The sequence below is a fragment of the Blattabacterium cuenoti genome, from assembly GCF_014252115.1.
Classification (GTDB): domain Bacteria; phylum Bacteroidota; class Bacteroidia; order Flavobacteriales; family Blattabacteriaceae; genus Blattabacterium; species Blattabacterium cuenoti_AK.
The window spans coordinates 119,082-134,419 of sequence record NZ_CP059211.1 but is presented as its reverse complement, the minus strand read 5'-3'; the positions used below and the strand labels follow the sequence as shown (position 1 = coordinate 134,419).

The window sequence follows — 15,338 nt, the reverse complement described above, 5'->3', positions numbered from 1 at the left end:
GAAAAAAATTATGGATTTAAAAAAAATAAAATCCCTAATTCAATTTATTTCAAATTTGAATATTGATGAAATAAGGATAAAATTAGGAGAGATTGAAATTTTCATGAAAAATAGAATATTAGTAAAAAATGAAAAACATACATGGAATCCTAAAATATCTACATCATATGCTTCTTCTATTTCTGATTTTTCTGATAAGTTTAATAATAATAAAACAGAAAGAAAAAATAAAAATCAATATTTAACTATAAAATCTCCTATGATAGGAACATTTTATAGAAAACCTCATCCAGACAAAGAACCCTTTGTAAGGGTAGGAGATAAAATAAGAATAGGAACAAAAATTTGTGTAATAGAAGCAATGAAATTATTTAATGATATCGAATCTGAAGTGGATGGTACTTTAATTGAAGTATTAGTAGAAGATGCTTCTCCTGTTGATTATGATCAACCTTTATTTATTTTAGATCCTAATTATTAAATTTTTCAATATGTTCAAAAAGATATTAATAGCTAATCGTGGAGAAATTGCTTTACGAATCATACGAACGGCTAAAGAAATGGGAATTAAAACTGTAGCTGTTTATTCTACAGCAGATAAACATAGTCTCCATGTTTATTTTGCAGATGAAGCTGTATGTATTGGTCCTCCTCCTTCATATCAATCTTATTTAAATATTCCAAATTTAATTTCTGCAGCAGAAATAACAAATGCAGATGCAATTCATCCTGGATATGGATTTTTATCTGAAAATGCATATTTTTCTTCTATTTGCCAAAAACACGGGATAAAATTTATTGGAGCTCAACCCAGGCATATGATTCAAATAGGTAATAAAATTTTGGCAAAAAAAACTATGAAAAAAGTTGGAATTTCTTGTTTACCTGGATCTGATTGTTTTGTAGAATCATCTTATAAAGAAATAGAAGAAATTGCAGAGAAGATAGGATATCCGATTATTATAAAGGCGGCTTCTGGGGGTGGAGGAAAAGGAATACGGTCTGTTTTGGATAAAAATTATTTAAAAGACTCTTGGGAAGAAGCTAAAAAAGAAGCTTGGTCTTGTTTTAGAAAAAAGGATATGTATATAGAAAAATTAGTCCTAAATCCGAGACATATAGAAATTCAAATTATAGCAGATAAATATGGAAAAGCTTGTCATTTATCAGAAAGAGATTGTTCCATTCAAAGAAGAAATCAAAAATTAGTAGAAGAAGCACCTTCTCCATTTTTAACCCCATCTCTTAGAAGAGAGATGGGGGAAAAAGCTGTAAAAGCTGTTGAATATATTCATTATGAAGGTGTTGGAACTATAGAATTTTTAGTAGATCCAAACAAGAATTTTTATTTTATGGAAATGAATCCTAGAATACAAGTAGAACATACTATCACCGAAGAAATAACAGGGTTAGATCTCATTCAAGAACAAATATTTTTAGCTTATGGAAAAAAACTTAATAAAAAAAAGAATTTCTATCCCAAAATGTATTCAATAGAATGTAGGATTAATGCTGAAGAACCATATCAAAATTTTCGTCCTGTTCCTGGAAAAATAACTCAAATCCATTTTCCTGGGGGAAAAGGGGTACGTATTGATACACATATTTATACAGGATATTCAATTCCACATTATTATGATTCTATGATTGCTAAAATTATTACCACAGCAAAAAGTAGAAAAGAAACTATTGAAAAAATGCGTCGTTCTTTAGATGAATTTGTGATAGAAGGAATACATACAACTCTTTCTTTTCACAAAAAACTTATGCAGGATAATAATTTTTTAAAAGGAGATTATAATATAAATTTTTTAGATGATTTAAAGTAAGAAGTAAAAAAATGAAATATTATTTTTTTTCAAATGATTTTAATAGATCAATCATTCCTTGAATATTACCATTCATAAATCCTACAAGATCATAAGTAGATTTATGAATTCTGTGATCCGTAATTCTATTTTTGGGATAATTATAGGTACGAATTTTTACGGAACGATCTCCGGTAGAGACTAAAGATTTTCTTTTCATAGATATTTTTTTTAATCTTTTTTCTTTTTCATGTTGATAAATGCGTGAACGCAAAACGCTTATTGCTTTTTCAAAATTTTTATGTTGAGAACGTTCTTCTTGACATTCTACTGTAATTTTACTCGGAATATGAGTCAATCTTACAGCAGATTCTGTTTTATTTACGTGTTGTCCTCCAGATCCACTTGATCTAAAAGTATCCTTTTTTATATCAGATAAATTAATATTTACTTCTATATCTTTTACTTTAGGAAAAACTGCAACAGTTATGGCAGATGTATGAACTCTTCCTTGAGATTCTGTTTTTGGAATTCTTTGTACTCTATGTACTCCAGATTCAAATTTTAAATTTCCATAAACTCCTTTTTCTCCATTTATATCTAAAATAATCTCTTTATATCCTTTTATTCCTCCTTTTTGTGCATGTATAATTTGATATTTCCAACCTGATTTTTTAAAATACATTGTATACATTCTTAACATATCTTCAACAAAAAGACACGCTTCATCTCCTCCTGTTCCGGAACGGAGTTCTAAAATAGCAGAATTCCTATGATCTTCTTTTATAGACTCTTCTTCTTTTGAAAAAAAGAGAAGGTTATACAATTCTTTTTCAAGAAAAGATAAACTTTCTAAAGTTTTATGTCTTTCTATTGTAACAAATTCTTTCATTTCTATATCTGAATCATTTTCCAAAATGGAATTTATTTCTTTAACAAAAGATAATTTTTTATTATATTCTTCATAAAGTGATGTTATTTTCTCTAATTTTGTGTATTTTTTTAACAATGTTTTGTATTGTTTTTTGTCAGATATAATATAGGGTTGTGTGACTAATTGTGAAATTTCATGAAATTCTTTTTTAGAAACTTCTAATTTTTGAATTAATGAAGTTTTTTTCATTGTTCGTAAAAAATAATAATTATTGAAATTAATAACATACATTTTATTGATTATTTATCAACGTATTCGATTTATAGAATCAATTAATTCTATATCTCCTTTGATAGCTTTATTAGTTAGATATAAAATATATATACATAGTAATATAAAAAAAAAGAATATAATTAATAAGTATTTATTTAACTGAGTGTAAAAAAGGATGAGTATATAAATAATATTAGAAAGGATATTAATTTTATTAATAAAAATTTGAAATTTTCTCTTCTTAAAAAGAAAAAAACTTAAAATAGATAGAAATAAACATATACATACAATTGTAATTAAACAAATTAAATTTGTTTTTTTTAAATAAAAATTAAAAAAGTATATGAGAACAGAATAAATAAAAATAGAGATAAGCAAATATAATGTTTGTATTCTATATAACATAAATTAAAAATTTAAATTATTTTTGTAATTTCTCAAAAGTTCAAATTAATTTTCTGTATAATTGTATATTATTTGTATTTTTCATCTCTAATCTAAGTTATTTTTCATTTACATAAGTAATTAGTAATTTTCTTACTTAACACGAAGAAGTAATTACTATTTACCAAACATATACATATATAAAAACCCAATCATTTTATGTTTGATATTACTGAATTAAAAAGTAAAAAACTTTTTGAGTTACAGGAAATTGCTCGTTCGTCTGGATTGAAAAAATGTACACAATTACGAAAAAACGAGCTACTAGAAAAGATTATTTCCATTTTCAATAATAATAAAAACATTTCTGTTTCTTCAAAAAGAGAAAATCCTTTAGAAAAAGGATTTAAAATGAAAAAAAATACTGAATCTAAAAGTTCATTTTTAGAAAAAAAAAGCATAGAAAAAAAAAATAAAAAAAATTTTTCTTCTCAAGAACATCTAAAAATTTCTAATTCTAAATTTTCAAAAGAACCCACTAAATTTCAAAAAAAACATCAAAATTTTTCTAATTGGAAAAAAAGCAATAGAAATAATAAATTTGAAGTTCAAAATACATTAATATCTCGCGGAGAAGTTGGATCACAAAAAATTTCTTCTAATAAATATCGTACTCCTGAATATGAGTTTGAAGGAATAATAATAAGTGAAGGGGTATTAGAAATTATGCCAGAAAATTATGGATTTTTAAGATCTTCGGATTTTAATTATTTATCATCTCCTGATGATATTTATGTATCTCAATCTCAAATTAGACTTTTCGGAATGAAAACGGGAGATACAATAAGAGGAGAAGTTCGTCCTCCAAAAAATGGAGAGAAATATTTTCCTTTAATTAAAATTCTTGAAATTAATGGAAAAAACCCTTCTCTCGTTAGAGAGAGAGATTCTTTTGAGCATTTGACTCCATTATTTCCCAATGAAAAATTTAAATTGGCTGGAAAAAATGCAACACTTTCTACAAGAATTGTTGATCTTTTCACTCCTATAGGAAAAGGACAGAGAGGAATGATAGTTGCTCCCCCTAAAACAGGAAAAACAACTTTATTAAAAGAAATAGCTAATGCTATTGCAGCAAATCATCCTGAGGTGTATTTAATTATATTACTGATCGATGAACGACCAGAAGAAGTAACAGATATGCAGAGAAATGTAAAAGGAGAAGTTATCGCATCCACTTTTGATGAGCCAGCAGATCGACATGTTAAAGTTGCTAACATTGTTTTACAAAAAGCAAAAAGAATGGTAGAATGTTCACATGATGTGATTATATTATTGGATTCTATTACACGTTTAGCACGTGCTTATAATACTGTTGCCCCTGCATCTGGAAAAGTTCTATCAGGAGGTGTGGATGCTAACGCATTACACAGACCTAAAAGATTTTTTGGAGCGGCTCGAAACATAGAAAACGGAGGATCTTTATCCATAATTGCTACAGCTATGATTGATACAGGATCAAAAATGGACGAAGTTATCTTTGAAGAATTTAAGGGAACAGGAAATAAAGAACTTCAATTAGATAGAAAAATAGCTAATAAACGAATTTATCCTGCTATCGATCTTGTTTCTTCTAGCACTAGAAAAGACGATCTTTTACTTGACCAAAACACATTACAAAGAATGTGGATTTTGCGAAAACACCTTTCTGATATGAATCCAGTGGAAGCTATGGAATTTTTAAGATCTAGAATATCTAGAACTAGAAATAATGATGAATTTTTGATGTCTATGAATGGATAAATAAATTCTCCATATTTGATTTTTTAGATGAAAAATATTATATTCACGAAATAATTAATCGCGGGATGGAGCAGTTGGTAGCTCGTCGGGCTCATAACCCGAAGGTCATAGGTTCGAGTCCTATTCCCGCTATTTTTTCTTCATAATTTGAATGTATTATTCATTTATACTTTTCAATTTTTTTGTTTTTTTTGTTTGTATATATTTTTTTAGAAAACTAGAATCATTTTTTAGAAAAGAATTTAAAGATCAACAAAACGAAATCCAGAAATTTTCTAAATATAGTAGAAGTGAAATTTCTGATTCCTTAATTAAAATGAAAGATAGCTTAACAGAAGCTGTAAACTTTTCTCAGAATATTATTGATAAAAAAGTTCAATTTTATCTTGATAATCAAAATCAAAAGTTAAATTCTATTCATATTTCACAGGAAAAATTTATTCAAAATATTGAAAAAAAACTTGATAGTATAAAGGAGAATGTTAATGATAAGCTTCAGTCTTCTTTAAATATTCATTTAGGAAAATCATTCGAAATAATTGGAAATCAATTACTCTTTTTACAAGAAGGTTTAGGGGAAATGAAAATTTTGGCTCGCGATGTAAGTTCCTTAAAAAGAACCTTAAATCATGTAAAAATATGTGGAAGTTTTAGCGAAATGCAACTTTCTATGCTTTTACAACAAATTTTATCTCCAGAACAATATGAAACCAATGTTGTAACAAAACCTAGCACAAATTTTGTTGTAGAATTTGCAATTAAACTTCCAGGATCGGAAAACGGAAGCATTATATGGTTGCCTATTGATGTTAAATTTCCAAAGGAAACTTATGAAAAAGTACAAACAGCTTATCATAATGGAGAAGAAAAAAATATAAGAATAGCTATAAAAAATATGGAATCTGTGCTTAAAAAAATGTCTAAAGATATTCAAGATAAATATATAGACCCTCCGTATACCACCGATTTTGCTATTCTTTTTTTACCTTTTGAAGGAATATACGCTGAGATTGTAAGAAATTCTAGTTTATTAGAAGAATTATTAAGAAAATATAAAACAGTAATAGCAGGACCGTCTACATTAGCTGCTGTATTAAATAGTTTACAAATTGGGTTCAGGACTTTAGCTATTCAAAAAAGAAGTTCTGAAGTGTGGAAAACGTTGGAAACGGTAAAACAAGAATTTACAAAATTTGGATTATTACTTCATCAGGCTCAAGATAAATTACAAGGGGCTTCCAAGGATATAGATCGATTGTTAGGTGTTAGAACTAATTTGATCGAAAAAAAATTAAAAGATATAGAAAATTTTTAAAATAAAAAGCGGAGAGAAAGGGATTCGAACCCTTGACACTTTTTGGTGAACACGCTTTCCAGACGTGCGCCTTAATCCTCTCGGCCATCTCTCCTCTCCAAACAAAAAAAAGTAAAACTATAAGCCGGATTCTGTTTTTATACCTATCATTTATCTAGGATCTAGGTCTCCCATGATCTCAATCTGCCTACCCCCCAGTTTAAACCGAGCTAGTTTATCCGGTATACATGGCATTTCACCACACAGAGTTTACATGATTTCACTACAGCAAATAAATCTGTACATCCTTTCTGTTGCACTATTCCTCATCTCACGATGGATGGGAGTTACCCATTGTGTTGCTCTACGGTGCCCGGACTTTCCTCATTTTTTTTTAAAATGCGATAGGACGTTTTACTTTTTTAAATTTGAATAAATATTTTTAATATCATCATTACAATTAAGCTTTTCAATCAAGTTTAAAACTTGATTTTTTTTTTCTTCTGAAAGATATATACCTTCTTTAGGTATACGTTCAAGTTTATATTCATGAGGTATTTTCACCTTTTCTAAATTGTTTTTCATGGATCCAAAATATTCAAAGTCTGTAGACAGATAAATCATATCATAATTTTTTGTAAAATTTTTGGCGCCAAAGTCTATTGTCATAAGTTCAAAATCTTCCATTGAATAAGGAATATCTTTTTTTTTTATATAGAAAAAACCTGTTCTATGAAACAGATGAATTAATTCACCATTATGGCATAATCTTCCTCCATTTTTATTAAAAAACGTTCTTATATTAGAAGTTGTTCGAATACAATTATCTGTCAAACATTCTATAATTATACTGATTCCGTGAATTAATCCTTCCAAATTTAAATTTTTGTAATTATCTGTTTTAGTTTGTAAAGCTTTTTTTATAGCTTTTTCTATAGTATTTTTAGGAATATTGAGTGATTTTGCGTTTAAAATTACGTTTCTAAAACGGGAATTATTTGTTCCTAATTCTTTTACAACTATGTAAATTTCTTTAATTATTTTAGAAAATTTTTTAGATTTTTTAACATCTTGATTGGATTTTCTATGTTGTATATTTGACCATTTGCTATGTCCTGACATGAGTGAAAATATCTGTATAATTATTTTTATATATTTATATTTATGAATTTATAAAAAAAAATTATTATGTCAAAAATTTGTGAATTGACAGGAAAAAAAGCAATGATAGGGAACAAAGTTTCTCATGCAAATAATAAAAAAAAACGTCGTTTTAACATTAATTTGTGTAAAAAACGTTTTTTTTTAATAAAAGAAAAAAAGTGGATTACTTTAAAGGTTTGCACTTCTATTGTAAAACTTATCAATAAAATTGGTATAGAAAAAGTTTTAAAACGTTTTAAATATAAATATTAATGGGAAAAAAAGGAAATAGGATACAAGTTATATTAGAATGTGTTGAACAAAGAAAAATTGGAATTTCTGGTTGTTCTAGATATGTCACGACAAAAAATAAAAAAAATACTCCAAATAGAATTGAACTTAAGAAATATAATCCAATATTAAGGAAATATACAATTCATAAAGAAATCAAATAATTAATAGTTATGTCTAAAAAGGAAGTTGATAAACAAAAAAAAAAGATTTCAAAAAAAAAAATGATTTTGGCTGTTAAAATAGTTAAATCTAAAAAATCTGGAAGTTATACCTTTGAAAATAAAATGGTTTCTTCATCAGAAGAAATGAAGATTTTCTTTAAAAAATGATTTATAATGTTTTTTAAAAAAAAAGAAAATAAAATATTCGATTCTGAATTAGAAAAAACTAGAGTATCCTTTTTTTCTAAAATAAAAAATCTTTTTTTAAAAAAATCAAGAATAGATATTAACGCTATTATTGATCATATAGAAGAGATATTATTATCTGCAGATATAGGAACGAAAACTACTATAAAAATTATAAACAGTTTAGAAAAAAGAATTCAGAAAGAAAAATATATAAATTCACAAAACATTTATAGTTTTCTTAAAGAAGAAATTGAAAATCTTTTTATAAATGTTAAAAATATTTGTTTAGAAACAAAAATAAAAAAAAATAATAAAAGACCATATGTTATTATGGTAGTAGGAGTTAATGGTGTTGGAAAAACAACAACAATTGGTAAATTGGCTTTTTTCCTAAAAAAAAAAGGATTTCATGTTGTTATAGGAGCAGCAGATACATTTAGAGCTGCAGCTATTGATCAACTTGAAATATGGGCAAATAAAGCTGATGTTCCTATAGTAAAACAACATAATGCACATGCAGATCCAGCATCTGTAGCGTATGATACTTTACAATTTGCAAAATTAAAGAAAAAAGACGTAGTATTGATTGATACTGCTGGTAGATTACAAAATCGGGTTAATCTTATGAAAGAGCTTTCTAGAATAAGTAGAGTCATGAAAAAAATAATATCTGAATCTCCTCACGAGATTATACTTATTTTAGACGCAACAATTGGTCAAAATGCTTTTGAACAAGTAAAAAAGTTCACCTTTTTTGTTAAAATTTCTTCCATCATTCTAACAAAACTAGAAGGAACAGCTAAAGGAGGAGTAGTTATAGGAATCATGGATCAATTTAAAATTCCTATACAATACTTAGGTATAGGAGAAAAAATACAAGATTTAAAAATTTTTGATGGAAAAAAATTTATTGATTCTTTTTTTTGAATACAGATAAACTGCCATTTTTTAAAAACGGTATAATTATTGCTTTATAATTTAAATTAAATTCAGTATTCTTATGAAGAATAATAAAATAAGTGTTACTTCAGATAATATTTTTCCCATTATTAAGAAATTTCTTTATTCAGATCAAGAAGTTTTTTTACGTGAACTAATTTCTAATGCTGTAGATGCTATTATAAAATTAAAAACTTTGATGAAGTTAGAAAACTTATATGATGTTGTTGATGATTTTAAAATTAAAATTATTATAGATAAAATAAATAATACTCTTCATATTATTGATAATGGAGTAGGAATGACGAAAAAAGAAATAGATGAATACATTAATCAAATAGCTTTTTCTGGAGCTGAAGAATTTGTTAAAAAATATAAAAATTTAACCGATCCTTCTAATATTATTGGACATTTTGGATTAGGTTTTTATTCTTCTTTTATGGTCGCAAATAAAGTTATGATACTGACTCAGTCTTATAGAAAAAATGAGTTATCTATGTTTTGGTCTTGCGAAGGAGATCCAAATTTCACCATGAAAGAAATTGAGAAAAGAGAAAGAGGTACAGAAGTTATTTTATTTCTTAATAAAGAAAATAGTGAATTTTTAGAGTATGATCGTATTTTAAAATTATTGAAAAAATACTGTAAATTTATGCCCGTGAAAATTTTTTTATCTTCAAAAGGATCAAAAGAAGATAAAGAAATTATTGTCAATAATATTAATCCTGCTTGGAAAAAAAATCCGATTCAATTAGACGATAAAAATTATTTAGATTTTTATCATGAACTTTATCCAAATCAATTAGAAGATCCTTTATTTTGGGTGCATTTGAATATAGATCATCCTTTTCATTTAACAGGAATTTTATTTTTCCCTAAAGTAGAAAAAAGAATAGACATCCAAAAGGATAAAATTCATTTGTATCAAAATCAGGTTTATATTACGGATAACTTAGAAGGAATTGTTCCGGATTTTCTTAGCTTGTTAAAAGGGGTTATAGATTCTCCAGATATCCCTCTTAATGTATCACGTTCCCATTTGCAATCTGATACAACTGTTAAAAATATATCTAGATATATAACAAGAAAAGTAGCTGATAGACTAAACTCTATGTATCTAAAAAATAGAGAGGATTTTCAAAAAAAATGGGAAAATATCAAAATTATAGTAGAATATGGAATGATTAGTACACAAAATTTCTTTGAAAAAGCAATTAAATTTTTTATTTTTTGTACTGTAAATAAAAATTATTTTACTCTAGAAGAGTTTAAAGAAAAAATTAAAACAACTCAAAAAAATAAGGAAGGAAAAATTGTTTTTCTTTATTCCTCAGATCAGTATAAACAATATAGTTATATAAAAGAAGCAAAAAATAGATCCTATGAAGTTTTAATTTTAGACAGTCCACTTTCAGTTCATTTAATACAAAAATTGGAATTATCCTATCAAGATATTTGTTTTGTACGAGTAGATTCAGATCATATTGATAAGTTAATTGATTTTGATAAAAAAAACACAAATTCAGAACTTTCTGAAAATGAAAAAAAAGATTTAAAAAATCTTATTAAAGATCACATCAATATAATGGAAAATTTAGAATTTTCCATACAATTAGAAGATTTATCCGCAAAAGAAAATCCTTTTTTAATTGTTATTCCAGAATTCATAAGAAGAATAAAAGAAATGAATTCCGTTATAGGAAAAGACATAAAAGAAAAATATTATCAATTAATAGTAAATACAAATCATATTTTGATGAAGAAAATATTAAAAGAAACATTAGAAGAAAAAAGAAAAAGAATTATCCAAGAAGCTTTAAATTTAACTCTTTTATCTAAAAATTTACTATATGGAAAAAATCTCACGGATTTTGTATCAGAAAGATTAAAAAATCTTATTAAAGAATAAATAAAGAATAAATTTAGGTATTTATTTTTGTTTATTAAATTTTTTTAATTTAATTCCTGTTAATATTTTTTTTGTATATAATGGAAAATCTGAATTTTGTATCCATCCGTAATAATTGGGATCTTTTTCAAAGATTTCAAAAACTTTCTCTCCTTTGTATTTTCCAAAATTGAATATTTCATTTCCTTCTTCATCTATTCTTACAAATCCAGCAAGATCTGCTATTTTTTTTTGATGAGAGAATTGATTTAGGCTTTTGACATCTTTTTTTAAGTTATTATATTTTTCTAGTTGTGATAATAATATTTCGTATGTAGCAAATGTATCAGCTTTAGAACTATGAGCTTTCATTAGTTCTTTATTACAATAATATTTATAAGCAGCAGATAGGGTTCTAGGTTCCATTTTATGAAAAATTACTTGAACATCTATAGTTTTATATTTTTTAATATCAAAGGACATTCCTGCACGAAGCATTTCTTCTGCTAAAATTGGTATATCAAACCTATTAGAATTATATCCTGCTAAATCTGTATTTTCAATCATTTTGAAAATAGAAGAAGCTATATCTTTAAATTTAAGTTTTCCTTTCACATCTTCATCTTTAATTCCATGAATAGCAGTTGATTGTGGAGGAATAGGTATTCCGGGGTAAATTAACCAAGTTTTATCTTCTTTATTTTCATTAGGAAATATTTTTAATATAGATATTTCTATAATTCGGTCTTTTCCTATATTGATTCCTGTTGCTTCTATATCAAAAAAACAAATAGGACGATGAAGTTTTAATTTCATGTTTTTAATGTGAATTTTTTTGTTGTAATCTATGAAAATAGATTGAAGTTATTATATAACAAATAATAATACACGGCAAAGCTTTCATATGTAAAGTTAATAAAAGAAATATACTAATCAATAAAAAAATATAACGTATTTTATTCTTTTTCCAAGAAAGACCTTTAAAATTAAAAGAAAACATTTTAATTTTAGATATTAAAAGGTAACAAGAAAAAAATATCATAAATAACATTGCAATAAGATATATATTTTTAGGAATATCATAATTTTCAATTATAATAGATAAAGAAGAAAAAAATAAGGTGTTTACGGGCGTTGTTAAACCTACTATATCATTTTTACAATGAGTACTAATGTTGAATTTAGCTAAACGGTATGCAGAGATAATAGAAATAAAAAAAGATAAATATTCAATGAATGGAATCGGTGTTTTCTTTTCTAACAAAAGAAAAATTGTTATAGATGGAACTATTCCAAAAGAAACCATATCTGCCAGAGAATCTAATTCTTTTCCAAATAGATTTTCATTTTTGATTAATCTAGAAAAAAAACCATCTAAAAAATCAAAAAATATTGAAAATAAAGTGGAAATAGCAGAATAATTGAAATTTTTCGATTGCAAAAATATTATAGATATACATCCACAAAATAAATTTAATAAAGTAAATATGTTAGGTATTATTTTTAGTGTTATCAAAACATAATAAAGTAAATAACAGAATTGTTCCAAAAATATAGAATAATATTATTTTATAATGATTAAATTATTCTATAATGATTAAATTATTTTATGAAATTTCTAATTTTCATATCAGAAAAAAATCTTTCTTTATTAAAGAAATTTGTTTTTTATTAAAAAATGAAGGAATGCATATTGGAAATATTAACTATATTTTTTGTAATGATAATTTTCTTTTAAATATGAATAGAAAATTTCTAAGAAAAAATTTTTATACAGATGTCATAGCGTTTAATTATTCTATTCACAGGCATATTTCTGGAGATATATTCATTAGTGTTGATCGTGTTTATGATAATTCTAAACAATGGAATCAATTTTTTTTATATGAATTAAAACGTGTTATGATACATGCTGTATTACATTTTCTAGGGTATGATGACCATAATCATATGGATAAAACAATTATGAAAAAAAAAGAAGAGTTTTATTTAAATTTATTTCAACTTTGAAAAAATATGTTTTTAGATATATATGACGTTATTGTAGTTGGAGGAGGACATGCTGGCGTTGAAGCTGCTGCCGCTTGTTCTAAGATGGGGTCTAAAACTTTGTTAGTTACTACGAACTTACAAACTATAGGAAAAATGTCGTGTAATCCGGCTATAGGAGGAATTGCTAAAGGACAAATAATAAGAGAAATAGATGCTTTAGGAGGGTACTCCGGAATAATCGCAGACTATAGTACGATTCAATTTAGAATGTTGAACAAATCTAAGGGACCTGCTATGTGGAGTCCTAGAGCTCAATGTGATAGAAAATTATTTTCTTATTATTGGAAATTTTTTTTAGAAAAAAAAATTCAATTAGATTTATATCAAGATACAGTAACATCTTTATTAGTAAAACAATATAAAGTTGAAGGAGTCAAAACTTGTTTTGGATTAAAAATTAAAGGAAAATCAGTAATACTTACAAATGGTACATTTTTAAATGGAAAAATACATATTGGAAAAATAGAAATTAATGGAGGAAGAATTGAAGAAAAAGAAGTAAAGGGAATTACGGAACAATTAACAAAAGATTTTGGATTTAAATTTGGAAGAATGAAGACAGGAACATCTCCAAGAGTAGACGGACGTTCTTTAAATTATGAAAAAATGAACGTTCAAAATGGTGATATAGATCCAAGAAAATTTTCTTTTTTTTATAAGACAAAAAAATTGGAAAAACAAATAAAATGTTATATAACTTATACTAATAAGAAAGTACATGATTTTATACGTCATAATTTCATTTATTCTCCAATATATACAGGATCCATTAAAGGAATTAGTCCTAGATATTGTCCATCTATAGAAGAAAAAGTTTTTCGATTTTCGGATAAAAATGAACATACAATTTTTATTGAACCAGAAGGTTGGAATACAACAGAAGTATATATAAATGGTTTTTCCACTTCTTTTTCAGAAAAAATACAATGTAAATCTTTAAAACAAATTCCAGGTTTTGAAAAAATAAAAATATTAAAACCTGGATATGCTATTGAATATGATTATTTTCCACCAGAACAGTTAAAAGCTACTTTAGAGAGTAAAATTATAGAAAATCTTTTTTTTGCTGGACAAATTAATGGAACAACTGGATATGAAGAAGCAGCAGCACAAGGATTAATGGCAGGAATTAATGTTCATTTGAAAATAAATGGAAAAGAACCATTAATTTTAAAAAGAAATCAAGCTTATATTGGAGTTTTAATAGATGATTTAGTTACAAAAGGAACAAAAGAACCATACAGAATGTTTACTTCAAGAGCTGAATATAGAATGTTGTTACGACAAGATAATGCTGATGAAAGATTAACGCCTATAGGATACAATATAGGTTTAATTTCAAAAGAAAAAATAACACTTTTGGATAAAAAAAAATCAAAAATAGAGAAATGCATGTATTTTTTTCAAAATAAAAATTTTGATCCGAAAACTATAAATCCTATATTATGTGCTAAAAAATCTCCCAAAATATATCATAATAAGAAAATAGAATCTATTTTGGCTCGTTCTAATATTGATATTCAAGATATTATATTTATTCCATTTTTGATGGAAGAAATCAAAAAAAATGATTTTTCACAGGAAATATTGGAACAAGTTTCTATTCGAATAAAATATAAAGGTTATATAAATAGAGAAAAAGAAAATGCAAAAAAGTTATCAAGATTAGAAAATCTTAAAATCCCGGATAATTTTAATTATAATTCGTTACAATCCCTATCTTCAGAAGCCAGAGAGAAATTAGACTATTATCGTCCAATATCACTAGCTCAAGCTTCAAGAATAAGCGGAATATCTCCTTCAGACTTGAGTATTTTACTCATTTATATGGGTCATTAGATTCTTTTTTTTTCTTGTATCCTGTATTCTTAGATACAACAAATAAATCTTCATCTTCTTTTTTCATGTAGAATTTTTCTCTTGCTATTTTTTCAAGATATTTAGAATCTTGAGTTAATTTTTTTAATTGATTCCCTTCTAATGAAATTTTTTTTATCAGAAAATTTCTATGGTGTATCATTTTCTGTATACTTTTTTTAAATTTATAATGTAATATTAAAGAATTAGAATCAAAAAAAAACATCCATATCAGAAAAAAAGTAATAATCCAAAAGTATTTATTTTTAAATATTTTATACTTTTTTTCTTTTTCCATATTTTGTATAAATATTAATTAGTAATATACTTATAATCCAGTAAATACTAAAGAAAGACAAAAAAAATACACACCAAAAAC

The 15,338-nt window shown here is 25.5% G+C and carries 17 protein-coding genes, 2 tRNA genes and 1 other RNA gene; 12 read left to right on the top strand and 8 right to left on the bottom strand.

The genetic code is table 11. The features are described 5' to 3' along the window. The first annotated feature begins 10 nt into the window (after positions 1–10). On the top strand, positions 11–481 hold the full coding sequence (gene accB, locus H0H44_RS00615; protein ID WP_185871749.1) for an acetyl-CoA carboxylase biotin carboxyl carrier protein: 471 nt from the start codon (positions 11–13) through the stop codon (positions 479–481). 10 nt (positions 482–491) lie between these two features. Next, a complete protein-coding gene (accC, locus tag H0H44_RS00610; RefSeq protein WP_185871748.1) occupies positions 492–1,829 on the top strand; it encodes an acetyl-CoA carboxylase biotin carboxylase subunit in 1,338 nt (445 codons plus the stop codon). Between the two features lie 19 nt (positions 1,830–1,848). Here accC and prfA read toward each other — a convergent pair whose 3' ends face one another. Then, positions 1,849–2,931: a peptide chain release factor 1 gene (prfA, locus tag H0H44_RS00605; protein WP_185871747.1), complete on the bottom strand. Its 1,083-nt coding sequence runs from the start codon at positions 2,929–2,931 to the stop codon at positions 1,849–1,851. 57 nt (positions 2,932–2,988) lie between these two features. Next, a complete protein-coding gene (locus H0H44_RS00600) occupies positions 2,989–3,360 on the bottom strand; it encodes a DUF4293 family protein (RefSeq protein WP_185871746.1) in 372 nt (123 codons plus the stop codon). Between the two features lie 198 nt (positions 3,361–3,558). On the opposite strand from H0H44_RS00600, the gene rho reads away from it, so the two are divergent. The 3 genes from rho to H0H44_RS00585 all read left to right on the top strand — a co-directional run bounded on the left by rho (position 3,559) and on the right by H0H44_RS00585 (position 6,457). Further along, positions 3,559–5,142, top strand: coding sequence for a transcription termination factor Rho (gene rho, locus H0H44_RS00595; protein ID WP_185871745.1), 1,584 nt, complete (start codon positions 3,559–3,561; stop codon positions 5,140–5,142). A gap of 59 nt (positions 5,143–5,201) precedes the next feature. Continuing rightward, positions 5,202–5,274 (top strand) — tRNA-Met (locus H0H44_RS00590). A 19-nt stretch (positions 5,275–5,293) separates the two neighbouring features. Further along, a complete protein-coding gene (locus H0H44_RS00585) occupies positions 5,294–6,457 on the top strand; it encodes a DNA recombination protein RmuC (protein WP_185871744.1) in 1,164 nt (387 codons plus the stop codon). 9 nt (positions 6,458–6,466) lie between these two features. On the opposite strand, the gene H0H44_RS00580 is transcribed toward H0H44_RS00585, so the two are convergent. The 3 genes from H0H44_RS00580 to H0H44_RS00570 all read right to left on the bottom strand — a co-directional run bounded on the left by H0H44_RS00580 (position 6,467) and on the right by H0H44_RS00570 (position 7,558). Continuing rightward, positions 6,467–6,551, bottom strand: a tRNA-Ser gene (locus H0H44_RS00580). A 10-nt stretch (positions 6,552–6,561) separates the two neighbouring features. Then, positions 6,562–6,857, bottom strand: an RNA gene (gene rnpB / locus H0H44_RS00575) — RNase P RNA component class A. After that, the gene (locus H0H44_RS00570) at positions 6,851–7,558 is read right to left on the bottom strand and encodes a YebC/PmpR family DNA-binding transcriptional regulator (RefSeq protein ID WP_185871743.1); all 708 of its coding nucleotides are present in this window, start codon (positions 7,556–7,558) and stop codon (positions 6,851–6,853) included. Before H0H44_RS00570 ends, rnpB begins: the two co-directional genes overlap by 7 nt. A 66-nt stretch (positions 7,559–7,624) precedes the next feature. On the opposite strand from H0H44_RS00570, the gene rpmB reads away from it, so the two are divergent. The 5 genes from rpmB to htpG all read left to right on the top strand — a co-directional run bounded on the left by rpmB (position 7,625) and on the right by htpG (position 11,071). Continuing rightward, on the top strand, positions 7,625–7,852 hold the full coding sequence (rpmB, locus tag H0H44_RS00565) for a 50S ribosomal protein L28 (RefSeq protein WP_185871742.1): 228 nt from the start codon (positions 7,625–7,627) through the stop codon (positions 7,850–7,852). After that, positions 7,852–8,034, top strand: a complete 183-nt coding sequence (gene rpmG, locus H0H44_RS00560; protein ID WP_185871741.1) for a 50S ribosomal protein L33 — start codon at positions 7,852–7,854, stop codon at positions 8,032–8,034. Before rpmB ends, rpmG begins: the two co-directional genes overlap by 1 nt. Before the next feature lie 9 nt (positions 8,035–8,043). After that, positions 8,044–8,202 carry a DUF4295 family protein gene (locus tag H0H44_RS00555; protein WP_185871740.1) on the top strand — a complete coding sequence of 53 codons (159 nt, stop codon included), beginning with the start codon at positions 8,044–8,046 and terminating at the stop codon, positions 8,200–8,202. A gap of 6 nt (positions 8,203–8,208) precedes the next feature. Further along, the gene (gene ftsY / locus H0H44_RS00550) at positions 8,209–9,150 is read left to right on the top strand and encodes a signal recognition particle-docking protein FtsY (RefSeq protein ID WP_185871739.1); all 942 of its coding nucleotides are present in this window, start codon (positions 8,209–8,211) and stop codon (positions 9,148–9,150) included. A 73-nt stretch (positions 9,151–9,223) separates the two neighbouring features. Continuing rightward, positions 9,224–11,071: a molecular chaperone HtpG gene (gene htpG / locus H0H44_RS00545; RefSeq protein WP_185871738.1), complete on the top strand. Its 1,848-nt coding sequence runs from the start codon at positions 9,224–9,226 to the stop codon at positions 11,069–11,071. A gap of 21 nt (positions 11,072–11,092) precedes the next feature. Here htpG and H0H44_RS00540 read toward each other — a convergent pair whose 3' ends face one another. Then, positions 11,093–11,866 carry a 3'-5' exonuclease gene (locus H0H44_RS00540; protein WP_185871737.1) on the bottom strand — a complete coding sequence of 258 codons (774 nt, stop codon included), beginning with the start codon at positions 11,864–11,866 and terminating at the stop codon, positions 11,093–11,095. Between the two features lie 4 nt (positions 11,867–11,870). Then, positions 11,871–12,599: a CDP-alcohol phosphatidyltransferase family protein gene (locus tag H0H44_RS00535; RefSeq protein ID WP_238786142.1), complete on the bottom strand. Its 729-nt coding sequence runs from the start codon at positions 12,597–12,599 to the stop codon at positions 11,871–11,873. Positions 12,600–12,643: 44 nt separating this feature from the next. On the opposite strand from H0H44_RS00535, the gene ybeY reads away from it, so the two are divergent. After that, a complete protein-coding gene (ybeY, locus tag H0H44_RS00530) occupies positions 12,644–13,060 on the top strand; it encodes an rRNA maturation RNase YbeY (RefSeq protein WP_185871736.1) in 417 nt (138 codons plus the stop codon). A 6-nt stretch (positions 13,061–13,066) separates the two neighbouring features. Next, positions 13,067–14,941 (top strand): tRNA uridine-5-carboxymethylaminomethyl(34) synthesis enzyme MnmG, encoded by a 1,875-nt coding sequence (gene mnmG, locus H0H44_RS00525; protein ID WP_185871735.1) that lies wholly within the window; start codon positions 13,067–13,069, stop codon positions 14,939–14,941. Here mnmG and H0H44_RS00520 read toward each other — a convergent pair. Beyond that, positions 14,922–15,257, bottom strand: a complete 336-nt coding sequence (locus H0H44_RS00520; protein WP_238786141.1) for an FtsB family cell division protein — start codon at positions 15,255–15,257, stop codon at positions 14,922–14,924. The genes mnmG and H0H44_RS00520 overlap by 20 nt on opposite strands. Positions 15,258–15,338: the final 81 nt, after the last annotated feature.